At 72.4% G+C, this 19052-nt stretch carries 15 protein-coding genes and 1 pseudogene; 10 read left to right on the plus strand and 6 right to left on the minus strand.

Annotated elements, in window-relative coordinates; genetic code table 11:
• Positions 1-30: 30 nt before the first annotated feature.
• From IEZ00_RS11205 to IEZ00_RS11225, 5 genes are all read left to right on the plus strand, one after another.
• Complete coding sequence (locus IEZ00_RS11205; RefSeq protein WP_189223113.1) at positions 31-2535, plus strand: ABC transporter permease; 2505 nt, start codon at positions 31-33, stop codon at positions 2533-2535.
• Between the two features lie 330 nt (positions 2536-2865).
• Positions 2866-4131: an extracellular solute-binding protein gene (locus IEZ00_RS11210; RefSeq protein WP_189223114.1), complete on the plus strand. Its 1266-nt coding sequence runs from the start codon at positions 2866-2868 to the stop codon at positions 4129-4131.
• Between the two features lie 86 nt (positions 4132-4217).
• Entirely contained in the window at positions 4218-5114 is an 897-nt protein-coding gene (locus IEZ00_RS11215) for a carbohydrate ABC transporter permease (protein ID WP_229795418.1), read from the plus strand.
• Entirely contained in the window at positions 5111-5977 is an 867-nt protein-coding gene (locus IEZ00_RS11220; protein WP_373293102.1) for a carbohydrate ABC transporter permease, read from the plus strand. Before IEZ00_RS11215 ends, IEZ00_RS11220 begins: the two co-directional genes overlap by 4 nt.
• A 4-nt stretch (positions 5978-5981) precedes the next feature.
• Positions 5982-7406: a GH1 family beta-glucosidase gene (locus IEZ00_RS11225; protein ID WP_189223115.1), complete on the plus strand. Its 1425-nt coding sequence runs from the start codon at positions 5982-5984 to the stop codon at positions 7404-7406.
• Positions 7407-7446: 40 nt separating this feature from the next.
• On the opposite strand, the gene IEZ00_RS11230 is transcribed toward IEZ00_RS11225, so the two are convergent.
• From IEZ00_RS11230 to IEZ00_RS11245, 4 genes are all read right to left on the minus strand, one after another.
• Positions 7447-8478, minus strand: a complete 1032-nt coding sequence (locus IEZ00_RS11230) for a LacI family DNA-binding transcriptional regulator (protein WP_189223116.1) — start codon at positions 8476-8478, stop codon at positions 7447-7449.
• A gap of 22 nt (positions 8479-8500) precedes the next feature.
• Entirely contained in the window at positions 8501-9727 is a 1227-nt protein-coding gene (locus IEZ00_RS11235; protein WP_189223117.1) for a GNAT family N-acetyltransferase, read from the minus strand.
• 82 nt (positions 9728-9809) lie between these two features.
• Positions 9810-10202 (minus strand): hypothetical protein, encoded by a 393-nt coding sequence (locus IEZ00_RS11240; RefSeq protein ID WP_189223118.1) that lies wholly within the window; start codon positions 10200-10202, stop codon positions 9810-9812.
• 149 nt (positions 10203-10351) lie between these two features.
• Positions 10352-10738, minus strand: a complete 387-nt coding sequence (locus IEZ00_RS11245; RefSeq protein ID WP_189223119.1) for a hypothetical protein — start codon at positions 10736-10738, stop codon at positions 10352-10354.
• A gap of 540 nt (positions 10739-11278) precedes the next feature.
• Here IEZ00_RS11245 and IEZ00_RS11250 point away from each other — a divergent pair.
• Entirely contained in the window at positions 11279-12271 is a 993-nt protein-coding gene (locus IEZ00_RS11250; RefSeq protein WP_189223120.1) for an AraC family transcriptional regulator, read from the plus strand.
• A 100-nt stretch (positions 12272-12371) separates the two neighbouring features.
• On the opposite strand, the gene IEZ00_RS11255 is transcribed toward IEZ00_RS11250, so the two are convergent.
• A complete protein-coding gene (locus tag IEZ00_RS11255; protein WP_189223121.1) occupies positions 12372-14435 on the minus strand; it encodes a 3-hydroxyacyl-CoA dehydrogenase NAD-binding domain-containing protein in 2064 nt (687 codons plus the stop codon).
• The gene (locus IEZ00_RS11260) at positions 14435-15637 is read right to left on the minus strand and encodes an acetyl-CoA C-acetyltransferase (protein WP_189223122.1); all 1203 of its coding nucleotides are present in this window, start codon (positions 15635-15637) and stop codon (positions 14435-14437) included. Before IEZ00_RS11260 ends, IEZ00_RS11255 begins: the two co-directional genes overlap by 1 nt.
• A gap of 131 nt (positions 15638-15768) precedes the next feature.
• Here IEZ00_RS11260 and IEZ00_RS11265 point away from each other — a divergent pair, with 131 nt between their 5' ends.
• From IEZ00_RS11265 to IEZ00_RS36445, 4 genes and pseudogenes are all read left to right on the plus strand, one after another.
• Positions 15769-16914, plus strand: a complete 1146-nt coding sequence (locus IEZ00_RS11265; protein ID WP_189223123.1) for an acyl-CoA dehydrogenase family protein — start codon at positions 15769-15771, stop codon at positions 16912-16914.
• Positions 16914-18047, plus strand: coding sequence for a CaiB/BaiF CoA transferase family protein (locus IEZ00_RS11270; RefSeq protein ID WP_189223124.1), 1134 nt, complete (start codon positions 16914-16916; stop codon positions 18045-18047). Before IEZ00_RS11265 ends, IEZ00_RS11270 begins: the two co-directional genes overlap by 1 nt.
• 395 nt (positions 18048-18442) lie before the next feature.
• Entirely contained in the window at positions 18443-18604 is a 162-nt protein-coding gene (locus tag IEZ00_RS11275) for a hypothetical protein (RefSeq protein WP_189223125.1), read from the plus strand.
• Between the two features lie 187 nt (positions 18605-18791).
• Positions 18792-19052: pseudogene (locus IEZ00_RS36445) on the plus strand (helix-turn-helix transcriptional regulator); the annotation flags it as partial.

Here is a 19052-nt window from a genome sequence, read left to right on the forward strand (position 1 = left end):
TCCGCGCTGAAGCACCTGGGAGCCTGATCGATGCTGCGCACCATCATCGCGGGCCTCAAGGCCCGCACGGCGCGACTGGTGCTGTCCTCCATCGCCATCGCGCTCGGCGTCGCGTTCGTCACCGGCACCCTGGTGCTCGGCGACGCGATGGCGGCCAGCCTGCGCGACGAGTTCGCCAAGAACGCCCGCGGCATCGACGTCGGCGCCGGCCCAGGGGACAACCCCAACCCGCGCGGCATCACCCAGGAAACCCTTGAGGCGGTGCGGAAAACGCCCGGCATCGCGGGCGCCGACGTGCGGATGCAAACCTCGGTCCCGCTGCTGGGCGGCGACGGCAAGGCGCGACCCGCCTCGGTCGACAGCCTGGCGAGCACGCCGGAGCTGCGCGAGTTCGACCTCGTCGAGGGCCGGTTCCCCGACGGCGCGGGTGAGATCGCGGTCGACGTGCGCACGCTGACCTCGGCCAAGCTCGCCATCGGGCAGCGGATCACCCTGCTGGGCGAGGGCGAGCGGAAGCACGAGTACACGCTGGTGGGCACCTACCGCCAGGGCGCGAGCCCGCTGTCGGTCGGCGGCTACGAGCACGTCGTGCTGCCGCCCGAGCAGATCCGGGTGATCAGCCCCGACGAGGTGCCCTACGGGCTGGTCGCCACCGCCGCCGCCGGGGTCTCCCAGCAGCAGGCGGCCGACAGCGTCCGCCAGGTCCTCGGCGAGCAGGGCTTCGAGGTCAAGACCGGTGAGCAGCTGACCGCCGAGTCGCTGGCGTCGATCAACTCCAGGGCGGCCGAGTTCACCTCGGTCCTGCTGGCGTTCGCGGTGATCGCGCTCGTGGTCGCCGCCATGGTCATCTACAACACCTTCACCATCCTGGTCGCCCAGCGCACCAGGGAGCTGGCGCTGATGCGCTGCGTGGGCGCCAGCCGGGGCCAGGTCTTCCGCAGCGTGCTGGCCGAGGCCGCGGTCATGGGCCTGGTGGCCTCGGTGCTCGGCCTGCTGGGCGGGATCGGCGTCTCCGCCGGGCTGCAGAAGATCATCTCCTCCATCGACGGCAGCGACGCGGAAGTCCTGCTGCCGCTGGCCCCCACCACCGTGCTGGCCGCGTTCGGCGTCGGTGTGCTGGTGACCGTGCTGGCCGCGGTGCTGCCCGCCCGCAAGGCGACCTCGGTGCCGCCGGTGGCCGCGCTGCGCAGCCAGCCCGACAGCGGGGACGAGGTCGCCCGCACCGGCCTGCTGCGCACGCTGTCCGCGGTGCTGCTGGTCCTGGTCGGCCTGGGCGGTGTGGTGCTGGGCCTGCGGATGCAGGACGAGGAGGCCGCGATGATCATCGCGGGCGCGGGCACGATGGCGCTGCTGGGCGCGGCGGTCGTGCTGGGGCCGCTGCTGGTCGGCCCGGTCAACCGGGTGCTCGGCGTGCTGCCCAGGGCGCTGTTCGGCGTCCCGGCCAAGCTGGCCTCGGCCAACGCGGGCCGCAACCCCAAGCGCACCGCGGCGACCACCGCCGCGCTGATGATCGGCGTGACCATCGTGGCCACCGTGACCGTGGTGGCCACCAGCGCCAAGGAGACCGCCAACGCGCAGGTGGACGAGCGCTTCCCGGCGGACTACACGGTCAACTCCGCGGTGTTCGACCGGATGCTGCCGCGCCAGTTGGCCACCGACCTCGCCGCGCTGCCCGAGGTCGCCCGCGTGGCGCCGACGGTCACCGTGTACGGCAGGGGCAGCTACTTCACCGGTGTGCCCAAGGACGCGCTGGGCGACCTGGTGCGGCTGAAGGTGGAGTCGGGCTCGCTGGACGCGCTGGGCGAGGGCAAGATCGCCCTCAGCGCCCAGTACGCCAAGCGGGAGGGCCTGTCGGTGGGCGACACCGCGGTGGTGTCGGTGCTCGACGGCGACTCCACCACGCTGTCGGTGGTCGCCGTGGTCAGCGGGCAGAACCTGGCCAACGGCATCATGACGCTGGAGACCGCGACCGGCGTCGACCCGAAGCTGGACGGCTACGAGTCGATCATGGTCAAGCTCAAGCCGGGGGTCACCGACGGTCGTGCGGCGGTGGAGAAGGTCGCCGACACCTCGCCGCTGGCCGTGGTCGACAGCGCCGCCGAGACCAAGGCGCAGCTGAGCTCCCAGCTGGACCAGGTGCTGGCGTTCGTGTGGGCGCTGATCGGCCTGGCCGTGGTGATCGCGCTGTTCGGCATCGCCAACACGCTGACCCTGTCGGTGCTGGAGCGCACCAGAGAATCGGCGCTGCTGCGCGCGCTGGGCCTGACCAGGGGGCAGTTGCGGCTGATGCTGGTGGTGGAATCGATCCTGATGGCGCTGATGGGCGCGGCGCTGGGGCTGGTGCTGGGCATCGGGTTCGGCTGGGTGCTCATCGAGGCGATCGGCAACGACGACATGGACGTGGCGTTCACCGTCCCGTTCGACCAGATCGGCGTCATGCTCGCGGCCGCGGTGGTCGCCGCGGTGGTCGCCGCCGCGCTGCCCGCCCGCCGCGCGGCCCGGACCTCCGTCGTCGCGGGCATGGCCGAAGCCTGACCCCGTCGGCAAGTACCACCCGCCCCCTCCCACGGGGCCGCTAACCACCACCCGACATCGAGATCCGGGGTGGGTGAGCGTTTTCCCGCTCACCACCCCGGATTTTTCTCTGTGACCCACGTCGCATCGCGCCCGCGCGTCCCATACGCGCCCGCGGGCCCTCTAACCGGGTGCGGGGTGGCCCGGGCGAGGGCCGGGCCACCCCGTCCGCAAAAGTTACGAACCGGTGTCGACCACACGTCTTCCGCTTGACACCCCCGCCCCTCGCCACGACCGTGAGAGCGCTCTCATGCATCGGGCGAGGTCCGGTGGGCGCGTCGAGGAGGACGGATGAGCAGGACTCGGGTCAGCAAGGCGGTCGCGATCGCCTTGGCGGCGACCGCAGCGGCGGCTTGCGGGGGAGGTGGAGCCGGGGACGACGGGAAGATCAAGCTCTCCATCGGCCTCTTCTCCGACTTCGGGTACGACAACCTGATCAAGGAGTACCAGGCCGCGCACCCCGGCATCGAGATCGAGCAGCGCAAGGTCAAGATGGAGCAGCACCACACGCAGCTGGCCACCCAGCTGGCCGGTGGGCGCGGCGCCGCGGACATCGTGGCCATCGAAGAGGGCAACATCGCCCAGTTCCGCCAGTCCAAGGACAAGTTCGTCAACCTGGCCGACTACGGCGCCAAGGAACTGCAAAGCCAGTGGACCCCCTGGAAGTGGGCCCAGGGCACCGACGGCGACTTCGTGCTGGGCCTGGGCACCGACATGGGCAGCCTCGCCTTGTGCTACCGGCGCGACCTGTTCGAGGCCGCCGGGCTGCCCACCGACCGCGAGGCGGTCGGCGAGCTGTGGCCGACCTGGGAGGACTACGTCAAGGTCGCCGACCAGTTCACCGCCAAGAAGCCCGACGTCAAGTTCGTCGACGCCGCGCAGAACGTCTTCAAGGCCGCCCTCGACCAGACCGAGGAGGGCTACTTCGCCAAGGCCGACGACTCCTACATCGCCGACACCAACCCCAAGGTGGCGCAGGCGTTCAAGCTCGCCGCGTCGCTGGGCGAGAAGAAGCAGACCAGCGCGCTCACCCCGTTCAGCCAGGACTGGAACGTCGCGCTGAAGCAGGCTTCCTTCGCCACCACCACCTGCCCGGCCTGGGCGCTGGCGCTGATCAAGGCGGGCGCCGGTGACGAGGCGGCGGGCAAGTGGGACATCGCGGCCGCGCCCGGTGGCGGCGGCAACTGGGGCGGCTCCTTCCTCGCGGTGCCCAAGCAGGGCAAGCACCCCAAGGAGTCCTACGAGCTGGCCAAGTGGCTGACCGCGCCGGAGCAGCAGAAGCGCATCTTCAAGGAGACCGGCAACCTGCCCAGCGAGCCCGCCGCGTTCAAGGACCCCGAAGTCACCGCGACGGTCAACGAGTACTTCAACGCCGCCCCGGTCGGCCAGATCTTCGGCACCTCCGCGGAGAACCTCAAGCCCACCTACCGCGGCACCAAGGACGCCCCGGTCACGCTGGTGTTCAACAACGCCCTCAACCGGGTGGAGACCGGCAAGCAGACCGCCGACGAGGCGTTCCAGCAGGCCCTCGGGGAAGCGCGGGACGCCGCCAAGTGACCGTCGCACCGGCACGGAGCAGCGGGACGGGGACCAAGCGCCCCGTCCCGCCGCCGCGCGCCGCGCGGCAGCCGTGGCGCCTTCGCTTGGGGTGGTGGGACCTGAAGGTCACGCCCTACCTGATCATCGCGCCGTTCTTCGTGGTGTTCGGGATCTTCGGGCTGTACCCGCTGCTCTACACCGCCTGGGTCTCGCTGCACGACTGGCAGCTCATCGACGGCGACCAGGGCTTCGTCGGCCTGGCCAACTACACCGAGCTGCTGGCCGACCAGCACTTCTGGAACGCGCTGGGCAACACCGTCAGCCTGTTCGTGCTCTCCACCTTCCCGCAGCTGCTGGCCGCGCTGGGCCTGGCCGCGCTGCTGGACCGCGGCCTGCGCGGCCGGGCGTTCTGGCGCGCGGGCGTGCTGCTGCCCAACGTCATCTCGGTGGCCGCGGTGGCGCTGGTGTTCGCGCAGCTGTTCGGCCGCGACTTCGGCATCATCAACTTCCTGCTCGGCCTGGTCGGCGTCGACCCGGTCGACTGGCGGGCCGAGACGTGGGCCTCGCACCTGGCCATCAGCTCGATGGTGATGTGGCGGTGGACCGGCTACAACGCGCTGATCTACCTGGCCGCCATGCAGTCGGTGCCCAAGGACATGTACGAGTCGGCGATGCTCGACGGCGCGTCGCGGTGGCGCACCTTCTGGTCCATCACGGTGCCCAGCATCCGACCCACGATCATGTTCACCGCCATCGTGTCCACCATCGGCGGCCTGCAGCTGTTCGTCGAGCCGCAGCTGTTCGACCCCGGCGGCACGGCCACCGGCACCGGCGGCACCGACCGGCAGTTCCAGACGCTGGTGATGTACCTGTACGAGAAGGGCTTCCGGCTCTTCGACGCGGGCTACTCCTCCGCGATCGCCTGGGTGCTCTTCATGATCATCCTGCTGGTGGCGGTGGTCAACTTCACGCTGACGCGGCGCATCGCGTCGAAGGGGTGACGGTCGTGGCCATCGCAACCGCTCGCAGGCCGAGCCGCTTCTCGGTCGCCCACGCGGGCCCGTTCGTCTACGCGCTGCTGGTCGTGGTGCTGCTGGCGTCGGTGTTCCCGCTGTACTACTCGTTCCTGATCGCCAGCAAGGACAACTCCGCGCTGGGCGACGCCGTGCCCTCGCTGGTGCCCGGCGGCAACCTCTTCGAGAACCTGGGCCGGGTCTTCGACACCGTGGACTTCTGGCTGGCCATGCAGAACTCGCTGGTGGTCGCGGGCACCGTGGCGATCAGCAACGTCGTGCTGGGCACGCTGGCCGGGTTCGCCTTCGCGCGCCTGCGCTTCAAGGGCGGCAACGCGCTGTTCCTGGTCGTGATCGGCACCTCGATGGTGCCCACCCAGCTCGGCGTCATCCCGCTCTACATGCTGATGTCGGACCTGGACTGGTACGGCACGCTGCAAGCGGTCATCGTGCCCGCGCTGATCGGCGCGTTCTCGGTGTTCTGGATGCGCCAGGCGTGCGAGGAGTCCGTGCCCTACGAGCTGATCGAAGCGGCGCGGGTGGACGGGTGCTCGGTGCTGCGCACCTTCTGGCACGTGGCGTTCCCGGCGGTGCGCCCGCAGGCCGCGGTGATGGGCATGTTCACGTTCATGACCGCCTGGAACGACTTCTTCTGGCCGCTGATCGTGCTGGACCCCAACGACAGCCCGACCGTGCAGGTCGCGCTCTCCACGCTGGCCAGCGGCTACTACACGGACTACTCGCTCATGCTCTCCGGCGCGTCGCTCGCGGTGCTGCCGGTCGTCGGGATCTTCATCCTGCTGGCGCGCCAGATCGTCGGCGGCATCATGCAGGGTGCTGTGAAGGGGTGACCACATGACCGCAACCGACCCGGCCACCGAGGTCGGTCAGGACGTCCTGCGCTTCCCGCCGGACTTCCTCTGGGGGGCGGCCACCGCGTCGTTCCAGATCGAGGGGGCCACCACCGAGGACGGCCGGGGACCGTCCATCTGGGACACCTTCGCCGCCACACCGGGCAAGGTGCTGGGCGGCGACACCGGGGAACCGGCCTGCGACCACTACCACCGCTACGCCGACGACGTCGCGCTGATGGCCGAGCTCGGCCTGGCCGCGTACCGGTTCTCGGTGGCCTGGCCGCGCGTCCAGCCCACCGGTTCCGGGCGCGTCGAGCCGCGCGGGCTGGCCTTCTACGACCGGCTGGTGGACTCGCTGCTCGACCGCGGCATCCAGCCCATCGCCACGCTCTACCACTGGGACCTGCCGCAGGGACTGGAGGACCAGGGCGGTTGGCGGTCGCGGGAGACCGCTCACCGGTTCGCCGACTACGCGGCGCTGGTGCACGAGCACCTGTCGGACCGGGTGAAGCTGTGGAGCACGCTCAACGAGCCGTGGTGCTCGGCGTTCCTGGGCTACGGCAACGGCGTCCACGCGCCGGGCGTCGCGGACCCGGCGGCGGCGCTGACGGCGGCGCACCACCTGCTGCTGGGCCACGGCCTGGCGATGCGGGCGATGCGCGCCCAGGCCGGTGACGACCAGCGGTTGTCCATCGTGCTCAACCTGAGCACCGTGCTGGCCGACCGGGACGACGAGGCCTCGCGCGAGGCGGTCCGCAAGGTCGACGGCCTGCAGAACCGGCTGTGGCTGGACGCGGTGATGGGCCGCGGCTACCCGGCCGACGTGCTGGCCGACACCTCGTGGGTGGTGGACTGGGACGGCCTGGTGCGCGACGGCGACCAGGAGGTCATCGGCGCGCCGCTGGACTGGTTGGGGGTCAACTACTACAGCCCCAGCCGCGTCGCGCCCGCGGGCGCGCACGTGGTGACCGACGGGCCGCACCCCGGTCTGCGCGGCGTGGAGCTGCTGCCGCCCAGGGGCGAGCTGACCGGGTTCGGCTGGGAGCAGAACGCCGAGGCGTTCACCGAGCTGCTGGTGCGGCTGGGCACCGAGGCCGCGGGCGTGCCGGTCGTGGTGACCGAGAACGGCTCGGCGTTCCCCGACGTGGTCGACGCCGGCCGCGTCGCGGACCCGGAGCGCACCCGCTACCTGCTCGACCACCTGCGCGCGGTGCACCGGGCGGTGGAGCGCGGCGCGGACGTGCGCGGGTACCTGGCGTGGTCGCTGCTGGACAACTTCGAGTGGGCCGCCGGGTACAGCCAGCGGTTCGGGATCGTGCACGTGGACTACGACACGCAGGTCCGCACGGTCAAGGACAGCGGGCGCGCGCTGGCGCGCGTGATCGACCGCAACGCGGTGCCCGCCGAGGGCTACCAGGTGAGCTGACCGGCGGAGCGGGGCTCCCCTCCCTGCCGGGGAGCCCCGCTCAAGCGCTCTCGCGCCGCACCAGCACCGTCGGCAGCACCTCGCGGCGCGCCCGCACCGGCTCGTCGCGCAGCAGTCGCAGCAGGTGCTCCACCATGTGCCGCACCTGGTCGCCGGTGTCCTGCCGAACGCTGGTCAGCGGCGGCACGGTGTGCGGGGCGATCATCGGGTGGTCGTCGAAGCCCACCACCGCCACGTCGTCGGGAACCCGCTTCCCGGCTTCCCGCAGCGCGTCCAGCGCGCCCGCGGCCATCAGGTCGCTGGCCACGAACACCGCGTCCAGGTCCGGCGCCCGCTCCAGCAGCGCGGCCATCGCGCGCTTGCCGCCCTCGCGGGAGAACCCGCCCTCCTCGGCCAGCAGCGCGGTGGTCTCGTCGTCGGCGCCGGTCGCGGCCCGCCACCCGGCCAGCCGGTCGATCGCGGAGAGCTCGTCCAGCGGCCCGGTGACCGTGCCGATCCGCTTGCGCCCCAACGAGATCAGGTGCTCGGTGGCCAGCGCGCCGCCACCCTGGTTGTCGTGGTCGACCAGGTGCAGCCCGCGCAGCGGGCCCCACGGCCTGCCCGCGTAGACCACCGGCAGCGGCAGCTTGCGCGCGATGGCGGGCAGCCGATCACCCTTGTGCGGCGCGAACATCAGCGCGCCGTCGACGTGCCCGCCCGCCAGGAACCGCTCGGCGCGCGCCTGGTCGCGGGGCGAGTGCACCAGCATCAGCACCATCTGCACGTCCGCGTCGGCCAGCGCCCGCGCGGCGGCGCGGATCAGCCAGGCGAAGTGCGGGTCGTCGAAGATCTTGGGCTCGGGTTCGGAGAACAGCACCGCGACCGCGCCGGTGCGCCGGGTGACCAGCGCGCGGGCGGCCCGGTTGGGCTGGTAGCCCAGCGCGGTGACCGCCGCGGTGACCGCCTCCTGCGCCTCCGGGCTCACCCTGGGGGAGTCGTTGAGCACCCGTGACGCCGTCGCCCGCGAAACCCCGGCCCTGGCCGCCACGTCTTCCAGCGTCGGCCGAGCACCTGGGTGCGATTGGACGGACACGGGCACCACTCCTCGAAGGTCGTCACCGGCCCTCCAGCTTAGCCGCAGGCAAGTGGTTCGGGAGCGGTTCCAGGGCGGGGCCGTGTCTCACGTCGCACCCTGAATTCCCAGGTATTGGGCGGTTCGCCGACCGCGACGCGGCTTCGGGACTCCCGGCGGTGGAGGGGAGCGGTGCACCGGTATGGGCGACCCCTTCCCCCGGCTCGGGCGGCACGCCCGCCGGGGTGATCGAAACCCGCCGCAGGCCGTCCTCCCGCCGCACCGCGACGTCCAGCCCGGCGCGGTGGGCGGTGCGCACCAGGGCGGTCTCGGCGGGCGGGCACCAGCCGACCAGCTCCCGGTAGCCCGCGGCGCGCGCGGTGCGGGCCAGCTCGGCCAGCAGCGCGGTGCCCACGCCCCGGCCCTGCCAGGCGTCCTCCACCAGCAGCGAGACCTCGGCGGTGTCCGGGGTGGCGGTGCGGATCAGCTGGCCCAGCGCCACCACCCGGTCCGCGCACTGCGCCAGCACGGTGGTGCCGCGCGGCGGTTCGAGCAGCCGGTGCAGCCAGCGCCGGGGCACCGTGCGCACCCCGGAGTGGCAGCGGTCGAACAGGGTGCGCATCGAGCAGCGCCCGCGCAGCTCGGCCACGGCCGCCTCGTCGCCCGCGCCGCCGGGGCGCAGCACCAGCGCCACGCCGTCCCCGGTGAGCAGCGCGGTCGGCCGGGGCGCCGCCGCGCCGGTCCGGTCGAGCAGGTCGACCAGCGCCCGCGCGCGGGCCAGCTCGACGCCGGTGAACGGCGCCCAGCCGCGCCGGGCCACCACGGCCACGCCGTTCCCGGCGACCAGGTGGACCTCGTGGCCGCCGGTGGGCGTGTCCGGGAGGACGTCGGTGGCGTGCGGCCGCACGACGACGGAATCGGCCCCCAGCACCGCGCGCAGGGCCTCGCACAGGCCGCCGGGGTCGCGCAGGGCGCCCGCGGCGGCCCGCAGCGCGGCGGTGGGGGCGTCGACCAGGTCGCGCACGTCCGCGGCGGTGATGCCGACGCAGCGCCCGCCTTCGGCGCGGACTTCCTCGACCAGGTCGGCGGGCAGCACTCCCGGCGCCGTCCGCACCACCAGCTCGTCGATCACGCCGCCGGGAACGGGGATGACCGACAGCGCGAGCACGTTGCAGTCCCGGTCGGCCAGCCGGATGGCCACCCTGGCCAGCGTGCCGGGGCTGTCGGCCAGCCGCACGCGCAGCCGCCAGTCCTTCGGTGTGGGGTCCATGCGCCCCAGGGTCACCCCGGCAGGTTGCCACCGGGGTACGCGGGCGTTTCGGCCTGCGACCGCCGGGACGCCGGGGCCGGGGTCACCTCTTGTCGCAACTGGGCGGCGGCAGCGGGTTGAGCGGGCTGCACGGCCAGGCCGCGGTCGTGGTCGACGTGGTCGTCGGGGGAGGTGTGGTGGTCTGCGTGGTGGTCGTGGTGCCCCCGCCGTCCTCCACCGGGGGCGGCGGGGCCGCGGTGGTGGTCCGCTTCCGCGACGTGGTGGTCGTGGTCGGCTGGGTCGAGACCTGGTCCTGCGTGGTGCTGGTCGACGGCGTGGTCGTGGACGACGCCGTCTGGGGTCTGTTCGTGAGCCAGGTCGACGCGGGGGTGTCGGCCTTCTTGTCGTCCACCCCGTCGAGGTACACCCCGATGAGCACACCGGTCAGCGCTGACGCCGCCACGGCGAGGCCGCACGTCGCCCACAGCACCCGCACAGCCGTCCTCCTCGCAGTCCAACGTGAGCGGGTGAACAGTACCGCCCGATGCGCCGATCCCCACCGGCCTGGCCCGCCTGAATCGGGACAACCACCCGTTCACCTCACCACCGCGCACCGAGCCTTGACCGGACGGGTGATCGGCGAGGTCACCGGCGCTGGGCCAGCAGTTGGTCCAGCCGCCGGTCCAGGTCGGCCGACCGGGAGGCGCGGGAGAGCACCAGGCCGGCCCCGGACAGCCCGGCGACCAGGACCGTGCCGGTCATGTGCCAGGTCGGCGCCCCACCCGTACAGGTGAACACGTCCGTGAACTTCTCCGTGGAGCAGGTCACGAACGGTACTGAGCTGAGCCCCACGCTGGCCGCGGCCACGCCGCCGAGCAGAGCCGAGCCGAACGTCCGCATCAACGGGAAGGCGGCGTTCGCGGCGCCCACCGCGGCGATGACGAACAACAGCGGCACCGGGTGCGGGAACGGTCCGAACAACGCACAGCCGAGCATCAGCGCGCCCACCACCACCTGGCCTGTTCGTTCCACGCACCGACCCTAACCCGCGGCGCGGCCCGATCCGCGGATCGCCGTGCCCGGCTCGTCCGCGGGTCGGGCCGGGCCGCACCCCACACGAGCAGCGGCACAGTCATCCGCACGTGCATCGGAACCGGCCCCTCGGATGCGGACCGGTGTTTTTCGCCGTCCATTGCGACCGGTGGAGCGCGCTAACTCCGGAAACACGAAGGTGGTTGTCGTGAACGAAAAGTGCGGATTCGGCCGTCCGCAGTGCCCGCACTGCCCGAAACATTTTCGGAGAGCTTGCGTTAGCGTCGCCGGAACAGCCGGGAAACCTGTCGGAAATATATCGACGATGATGTCCCGAATGGTCTTTTCGTAGTATTGACGTATCTGGTCTAGACCAGATAACGTAGTACTCGCCACACCGGACGCCCCTCGTCGATGGGCGGGCGGATGCCCCATCGACGAGGAAGTCGGCTCACTGGGGTGAGCCACCCGGAGCGGCGGCGCGGAACCTTCTCTCTCCCCACATCGCGCCGCCGCTTCCGGCTGTCACACTGGTCCCCGATGCTCACCCGGACCGTCGCCATCCACTACGTCGCCGCGGCCCTGCGCGGCGCCGCGCGGCACGGCCACGACCTGTCCGCGCTGCTGGCGCGAGCGGGCATCGGCGAGGCGCTGCTCGGCGACGAACGGGCCCGCGTCACCCCCGAGCAGTACACCCGGCTGATCCAGGCGCTGTGGGAAGTCCTCGACGACGAGTTCATGGGACTGGCGCCGCGCCCGAGCAAGCGCGGCACGTTCGCCACCATGTGCCTGCTGGCGGTGCACTGCGCCACGCTGGAAGCCGCGCTGCGCCGCGGACTGGCCTTCTACGCGCTGTTCGACGTCGAACCCGCGATGGGGTTGGCGGAGGCCGACGGCGTCGCGCGGTTCACCCTGTCCACGGCGGAGCTGGACGATCCCGACCGGTTCCTGGCGGAGTCGCTGCTGGTGCTGTGGCACCGGTTCTCGTCGTGGCTGATCGGCAGGCGCATCCCGTTGCTGGGCCTGGACCTGGCCTACCCCGAACCGCCGCACGCCGCCGAGTACCACCTCATCTTCGGCTGCCCGCTGCGGTTCGACGCGCCCGCGACCGTGCTGCGGTTCGACGCCCGGTTCCTGCGGATGCCGGTGGTGCAGGACGAGGCGGCGCTGCGCCGGTTCCTGCGCAACTCGCCCGCGGAGCTGCTGTCCCGCCGCGACCACGGGGCCGACACCTCCAGCCAGGTGCGGCGGGTGCTGGGCAGCGGTGTGGCGGGGCTGGAGAACGTGGCCGCGCGGCTGGGCTGCAGCGCGCCCACGCTGCGCCGCAAGCTGGCCGCCGAGGGCACGTCGTTCCGCGAGGTGCGCGAACAGCTGCTGCGCGACCAGGCGGTGGCGGCGCTGGTGCGCGGCAGCGAGTCCGTGGAGGAGTTGGCGCTGCGCCTGGGCTTCTCCGAGGCAAGCGCTTTCCACCGTGCCTTCAAGCGCTGGACCGGCAGCAGCCCCGGCGCCTACCGCACCAACCCCACCCGCTGACTCCCGAACCGAGCGTTCGGACACCGCTGTCCCCGCGCCCGGTAGTAGCTACCGGCCAGTGGGAGCGGGCCGGGTAGTACTTGCGGGCGCGGGGAGGGGCTTAGAAGTGCTCGCCCGAGGCGGCGCGCTCGCGCAGTGAGGCGGGCGGGCGGAAGCGCTCGCCGTAGGTGTCGGCCAGGTAGTCCGCCCGCTGCACGAACTCCCCGAGCCCGTAGGAGTTGATGAACTGCGCCGTCCCCCCGCTCCACGGCGCGAACCCGAACCCGAGCACGCTGCCCACGTTGGCGTCGCCGACCGAGGTCAGCACGCCCTCGTCCAGGCACCGCACGGTCTCCAGCGACTGGATGAACAGCAGCCGGTCCTCCACGTCCCGCTCGGTCACCCCGGCGTCCTCGCGCGCGTACCGCGCCAGCCCCGGCCACAGGAACTTCTCGCCGCCCTCCGGGTACTCGTAGAACCCGCCCCCGCCGGACCTGCCGGTGCGGCCCTCGGCGACCAGCTCTTCCAGCACCGCGAACGCCGGGTGGCCGCCCAGCGCGCCGGTCGCGTCCGGGTCGTCGGCCAGCGTCTGGTCGCGGATCTCCAGCTGCAGCGTCAGCGTCACCTCGTCGGACACCGCCAGCGGGCCCACGGCCATGCCCGCCCGGCGCGCCACGTTCTCGATCAGCGCGGGCGGCACGCCCTCGGCGACCATCGACACCGCCTCGGTCACGTAGGTGCCGAACGTGCGCGAGGTGTAGAAGCCGCGGCCGTCGTTGACCACGATCGGCGTCTTGCCGATCCGCCGCGCGTAGTCGAACGCCCGCGCCAGCGTCTCGTCGGAGGTCTTCTCCCCGCGGATGATCTCCACCAGCCGCATCTTCGGCACCGGCGAGAAGAAGTGCAGCCCGACGAACCGGCTCGGGTCGGTCACCGCGTTCGCCAGGCCGGTGATCGGCAGCGTCGAGGTGTTGGACGCGATCACCGCGCCCGGCAGGGCGGCCGACTCCGCCGCGGCCAGCACCTCGTTCTTCAGTTCGCGGTTCTCGAACACCGCCTCGACGACCAGGTCGCAGCCCGCGAGGTCGGCGTAGGAGTCGGTGGGCGTGATGCCGGGCGTGTCACCCGCGCCGCGCCGCGCCGCCTCCAGCGTCACGTCCTTGAGCACCACCTCGACGCCCGCCTTGGCGCTGACCTCGGCGATGCCCGAGCCCATCATGCCCGCGCCCAGCACGCCGACCCTGGTCACCGCCGTGCGGTCCACACCGGACGGACGGGAGCCGCCCGCCTCGATCTCGTTGAGCTGGAACCAGAAGGTGCCGATCATGTTCTTGGCGACCTGCCCGGTGGCCAGCTCCAGGAAGTACCGAGCCTCGATCTTCAACGCCGTGTCGAAGTCCACCAGCGCGCCCTCGACGGCGGCGGCGAGGATCTTCTCCGGGGCCGGGAACACGCCGTGGGTCTTCTTGCGCAGCACGGCGGGCGCGGCGCTGAGCGTCGAGTACACGCCGGGGTCGCCGAACCTCATGCCCGGCACGGTGTGGCCCTTGACGTCCCAGGGCTGCCGCGGCTGCGGGTTGTCCTTGATCCACGCGCGCGCCTTGGCGATCAGCTCCTCGCGGGAGGACGCCAGCTCGTGCGCGAACCCGGCCCGCACGGCGCGCGCGGGCCGCAGCTGCTTGCCCTCCATCAGCAGCGGCAGCGCGGCCTGCGGGCCCAGCAGCCGCACCAGCCTGGTCACGCCACCGCCGCCGGGCAGCAGGCCCAGCGTGACCTCGGGCAGGCCGAGCCGGATGCGGTCGTCGTCGAGCACCACGCGGTGGTGGCAGGCCAGCGCGATCTCCAGGCCGCCGCCCAGCGCGCTGCCGCCGATCGCCGCGACCACGGGCCTGCCCAGCAGCTCCAAGCGGCGCAGCTGTCCCTTGACCTCCTCCACGAAGCCCAGCGCCTCGGCCGCGTTCTCCCGCGTGATCCCGATGAGCAGCTTCAGGTCGCCGCCCGCGAAGAAGGTCTTCTTCGCCGAGGTCAGCACGACCCCCGCGATCTCGTCGCGCTCGGCCTCCAGCCGGGTCACCGCCGCGCCCATCGCCTGCTGGTACTCGGCGTTCATCACGTTCGCCGAGCCCGACATGTCCATCGTGAGGGTGACGATCCCCTCGTCGTCGCGCTCGTAGTGGATAGCCATCAGACCCTCTCGATGATCGTCGCGATGCCCATGCCGCCGCCCACGCACAGCGTGGCCAGCCCGCGGCGCAGGTCCTGGCGCTCCAGCTCGTCGAGCAGGGTGCCCAGGATCATGCAGCCGGTGGCGCCCAGGGGATGACCCAGCGCGATGGCGCCGCCGTTGACGTTGACCTTCTCGTCGGGCACGCCCAGCTCGCGCTGGAACCGCAGCACCACCGCGGAGAACGCCTCGTTGACCTCGAACAGGTCGATGTCCTCCACGGTCAGCCCGGCGCGGTCGAGGGCCTTGCGGGAGGCGGGGGCGGGACCGGTGAGCATGATGGTCGGCTCGGTGCCGACCACCGCGGTGGCCAGCACGCGCGCCCTCGGCGTCAGGCCGAGCTCGCGGCCCGCCCGCTCGTTGCCGATCAGCACCGCCGCCGCGCCGTCGACGATCTGCGAGGAGTTGCCCGGCGTGTGCACGTGGTGGACGCGCTCGACGGCGGGGTAGCGGTCGATGGCCACCGCGTCGAAGCCCAGCTCGCCGGGGAAGGCGAAGCTCGGCTTGAGCGCGGCCAGGCCCGCCATGGTGGTCTCCGGCCGGATGGCCTCGTCGTGGTCGAGCACGACGGTGCCGTTCTGGTCCACCACCGGCACCAGCGACCGCTCGAAGCGGCCCTTGTCGCGGGCCAGCGTGGCCCGCTGGTGCGAGCGCAGCGCGAAGGCGTCCACGTCCTCGCGGCTGAAGCCCTCCAGCGTGGCGATCAGGTCGGCGCTCACGCCCTGCGGCACGAAGTGGGTGGCCACGCTGGTCTCCGGGTCGGCCATCCACGCGCCGCCGTCGGAGCCCATCGGCACCCGCGACATCGACTCCACACCGCCCGCCACCACCAGGTCCTCGAACCCGGAGGCCACCTTGGCCGCCGCCAGGTTCACCGACTCCAGGCCGGAGGCGCAGAACCGGTTGAGCTGCACGCCCGCGGGCCGCAGGTCCCACCCGGCCGCCAGCACCGCGGTGCGGGCGATGTCCGCGCCCTGCTCGCCGACCGGCGTCACCACGCCGAACACCACGTCGTCCACCGCCGAGGTGTCCAGGTCGTTGCGCCGCGCCAGCGCCGCCAGCACCCCGGAGGCCAGGGTGATCGGCTTGACGCTGTGCAGCGAGCCGCGCTTCCCCCGGCCCCGCGGCGTGCGCACCGCGTCGAAGATCAAGGCTTCGCTCATGCTCCTCACGGTAGGCAAGCGGGCGCGGCAGGCCCATGACCGGGCGAAGTGACATTTGCGCTCACCATCCCGACGGCAGGCGGTGCGCGTCGGTCATGGCGTCGGGGACCGGCCGGTGGCACCGTCGTGCCATGCCCACGCGCCGCTCCGCCTGGATGACCGAGGACCTGGACCAGCTCCGGGAGCTGGCCCGCGCGTTCTTCCAGAAGGAGGCGGTGCCCCACCAGCGGCGCTGGGCCGAGCAGAAGCACGTGGACCGCGACTTCTGGACCAAGGCCGGGCAGCTGGGGCTGCTGTGCCTGTCCGTCCCCGAGGAGTACGGCGGGGGCGGCGGCACCTTCGCGCACGAGGCCGTGCTGCTGGAGGAGCAGGCCCGCGCGGGCGACAGCTCCTGGGGCAACAGCGTGCACAGCGGCATCGTGGCGCACTACCTGCTGGCCTACGGCACCGAGGAGCAGAAGCTCCGCTGGCTGCCCAAGCTGGCCAGCGGCGAGCACGTGGGCGCGATCGCCATGTCCGAGCCCGGCGCCGGGTCGGACCTGCAGGGCATCAGGACCACAGCGCTGCGCGACGGCGACGACTACGTGGTCAGCGGCTCGAAGACCTTCATCACCAACGGCGGGCAGGCCGACCTGGTGGTCGTGGTGGTCAAGACCGACCCAGCCCTGGGCGCGGCGGGCACCTCGCTGCTGGTGGTGGAGACCGCGCGGGCGCCGGGCTTCCGCCGGGGCCGGGTGCTGGACAAGGTCGGGCTGAAGGGCCAGGACACCGCCGAGCTGTTCTTCGACGAGGTGCGGGTGCCCTCGGCCAACCTGCTGGGCGCGCAGGGGCAGGGCTTCGCCCAGCTCATGCGCCAGCTGCCGCAGGAGCGGCTGATCATCGCGGTGGCCTCGGTGGCGGGCATCGAGGCGGCGGTGGAGCTGACCCTGGCCTACGTCAAGCAGCGCACCGCGTTCGGCCGGGAGCTGATCAAGTTCCAGAACACCCGGTTCACCCTGGCCGAGTGCGCCACGAAGGCCAGGGTGGCCCGCGCCTTCGTCGACGAGTGCGTCCAGCTGCACCTGGCGGGCGAGCTGGACGTGCCCACCGCGGCGATGGCCAAGTGGTGGTCCACCGACGAGCTGTGCGAGGTCGTGGACCGGTGCGTGCAGCTGTTCGGCGGCTATGGCTACATGACCGAGTACCCCATCGCGCGGGCCTGGGCGGACGCGCGCGTGCAGAAGATCTACGGCGGGACGAACGAGATCATGAAGGAAATCATCGCGAGGTCGCTCTAGTGGGCGGGCCGCTGGAGGGGCTGCGGGTGGTCGAGCTGGCGGGGCTGGCGCCCGCGCCGTTCGGCTGCATGGTGCTGGCCGACCTGGGCGCGTCGGTGATCCGGGTGGACCGGGTGGGCGGGGCCGCCCCCGCGGTGCCCGGCGACCCGCTGGGCCGGGGCAGGCGCTCGATCGGCGTGGACATCCGCCACCCGGCGGGCGCGGCGCTGGTGCTGGACCTGGTGGCGCGGGCCGACGCGCTGGTGGAGGGCTTCCGGCCGGGGGTGACCGAGCGGCTGGGCATCGGCCCGGCGCACTGCCTGGCGCGCAACCCCCGGCTGGTCTACGGCCGGATGACCGGCTGGGGTCAGGACGGGCCGCTGGCCGCCCGCGCGGGCCACGACATCAACTACATCGCGCTGGCGGGCGCGCTGGACCCGATCGGGCGGGCGGGCCAGCCGCCGACGGTGCCGCTGAACCTCGTCGGCGACTTCGGCGGCGGCGGGCTGCTGCTGGCGCTGGGGCTGCTGGCCGCGCTGTACGAGCGGGAGCGCTCGGGGCGGGGGCAGGTGGTGGACGCGGCCATGGTGGACGGCGCGGCGCTGCTGACCACGTTCCTGCACGGGATGCGCAACGCCGGGGCGTGGCGGGGCGGCAGGGGGGAGAACCTGCTCGACGGCGGGGCGCCGTTCTACGACGTCTACGCCACCGCCGACGGCGGGCACGTCAGCATCGGCGCGCTGGAGGAGGGGTTCTACGCCGAACTGCTGAGCGTGCTGGGCCTGTCCGAGGACGACGTGCCCAGCAGGCACGACCCGGCGAACTGGCCGGAGCTGCGGCAGCGCATCGCCGAGGTGGTGGCCACCCGGACGAGGGACGAGTGGGCGGCGCTGGCGGAGGGCACGGACGCCTGCCTGGTGCCGGTGCTGGAGCCGGGGGAGGTGCGCGAGCATCCGCACAACGCGGCCCGCGGCGCGTTCGTCGAGGTCGGGGGCGTGCCGCTGCCCGCGCCCGCGCCGAGGTTCGACCGCACGCCCGCCGAGGCGCCGGGCGCGCCGCCCGCCGCGGGGGAGCACACGGACGAGGTGCTGACCGAGCTGGGGCTGGCGGCGGACCGCATCGCGGAACTGCGCGCCGCCGGGGTTGTCGGGTGAGCCGGGAATGGGTGGCGGAAATTCACGGGAAGTATCCAGTAAATGAGAGCAGCCGCCACTGACCGTGGTCACGCTCGGTGCGTGCGCGGCTCATTCGGGTGATCTGCGGCGAAGTTGTGACGATGTCGCGGAACTCCGATGTCCGTGCCGAGGGGGGCGAGCGAGGCGCTCTACCCACGTCATCGGTTCGGTCACCAATGCACTTAATAGTCCGTTCGGGTGATGTGTGGCGCGTGGTGGGCGTGGCTCAGTGCGCAAGCCTGCCGCCGGTCGTGGGATGGGGCGGGTTTGCCGGACGGCGTCCGGGTGAATGGGAGAGCATGTCCGGTGACCCGGCGTCCCCGAGGCCGTGCCCGCGGCCCACCGCCATCCCGCGAACGGACGGAGAGCTATCGGTGAACGTCAAGAAGGTGGTCACGCTGGCCGCTGTCGCGCTGGCGCTGTTCCTCCTGATCACTCAGCCCGACGAGTCGGCGGCGGCGGTCCGGCAGGTCCTGCAGTGGCTGCGCGAGGCGGCCGAGGCCGTCATCACCTTCTTCCGGAGCCTGTTCGGATAGGGCGGGTGCGGCCCGCGAAGCTGATCACTGAGAGTGGCATCAACCGTGCAAGGTTGCGCCTAACGGGTGGAATGCGGGCTATAACGCCCTGGTAACAGGGTTTTTGACGAACCTGGGTCTAGCGGTTGCCGGTACCCGCGAATACGGTGCGCTGCATTGGCTGATCTTCGACCGACGAGGAGGCAGAATGGTCGAGGACTCCGGAGTCGACGAGCTGCTGCGGCAGTGGGCGGCTGAGCGCTCGGACGACGCCGAGCTGCGAGAGGTGAACCGGATCAAGGACGCGTGGCTCGCCGAAGCCCCGCCGTCCGCGCCGGCGATCCCCGCGCAGCGGGCAACTGGTGGGGTTCGCGGTGCGGTGCGGGTCGAGTCGGCTGACCCGGCCTACGTGGCCGCGATGCGGAAGCGGGCGCCCGAGGTGCCCGAGGTCCTGCTCGCGGCGGCGGCC

This window comes from Saccharothrix coeruleofusca, from assembly GCF_014648515.1.
Lineage (GTDB): Bacteria > Actinomycetota > Actinomycetes > Mycobacteriales > Pseudonocardiaceae > Actinosynnema > Actinosynnema coeruleofuscum.

Excerpts from the sequence above, each read along its gene's own strand:
- IEZ00_RS11250 (WP_189223120.1), top strand. The coding sequence starts at position 11,279 with ATGCTCACCCGGACCGTCGCCATCCACTACGTCGCCGCGGCCCTGCGC.
- IEZ00_RS11260 (WP_189223122.1), bottom strand. The coding sequence starts at position 15,637 with ATGAGCGAAGCCTTGATCTTCGACGCGGTGCGCACGCCGCGGGGCCGG.
- IEZ00_RS11265 (WP_189223123.1), top strand. The coding sequence starts at position 15,769 with ATGCCCACGCGCCGCTCCGCCTGGATGACCGAGGACCTGGACCAGCTC.
- IEZ00_RS11210 (WP_189223114.1), top strand. The coding sequence starts at position 2,866 with ATGAGCAGGACTCGGGTCAGCAAGGCGGTCGCGATCGCCTTGGCGGCG.
- IEZ00_RS11235 (WP_189223117.1), bottom strand. The coding sequence starts at position 9,727 with ATGGACCCCACACCGAAGGACTGGCGGCTGCGCGTGCGGCTGGCCGAC.
- IEZ00_RS11255 (WP_189223121.1), bottom strand. The coding sequence starts at position 14,435 with ATGGCTATCCACTACGAGCGCGACGACGAGGGGATCGTCACCCTCACG.
- IEZ00_RS11205 (WP_189223113.1), top strand. The coding sequence starts at position 31 with ATGCTGCGCACCATCATCGCGGGCCTCAAGGCCCGCACGGCGCGACTG.
- IEZ00_RS11225 (WP_189223115.1), top strand. The coding sequence starts at position 5,982 with ATGACCGCAACCGACCCGGCCACCGAGGTCGGTCAGGACGTCCTGCGC.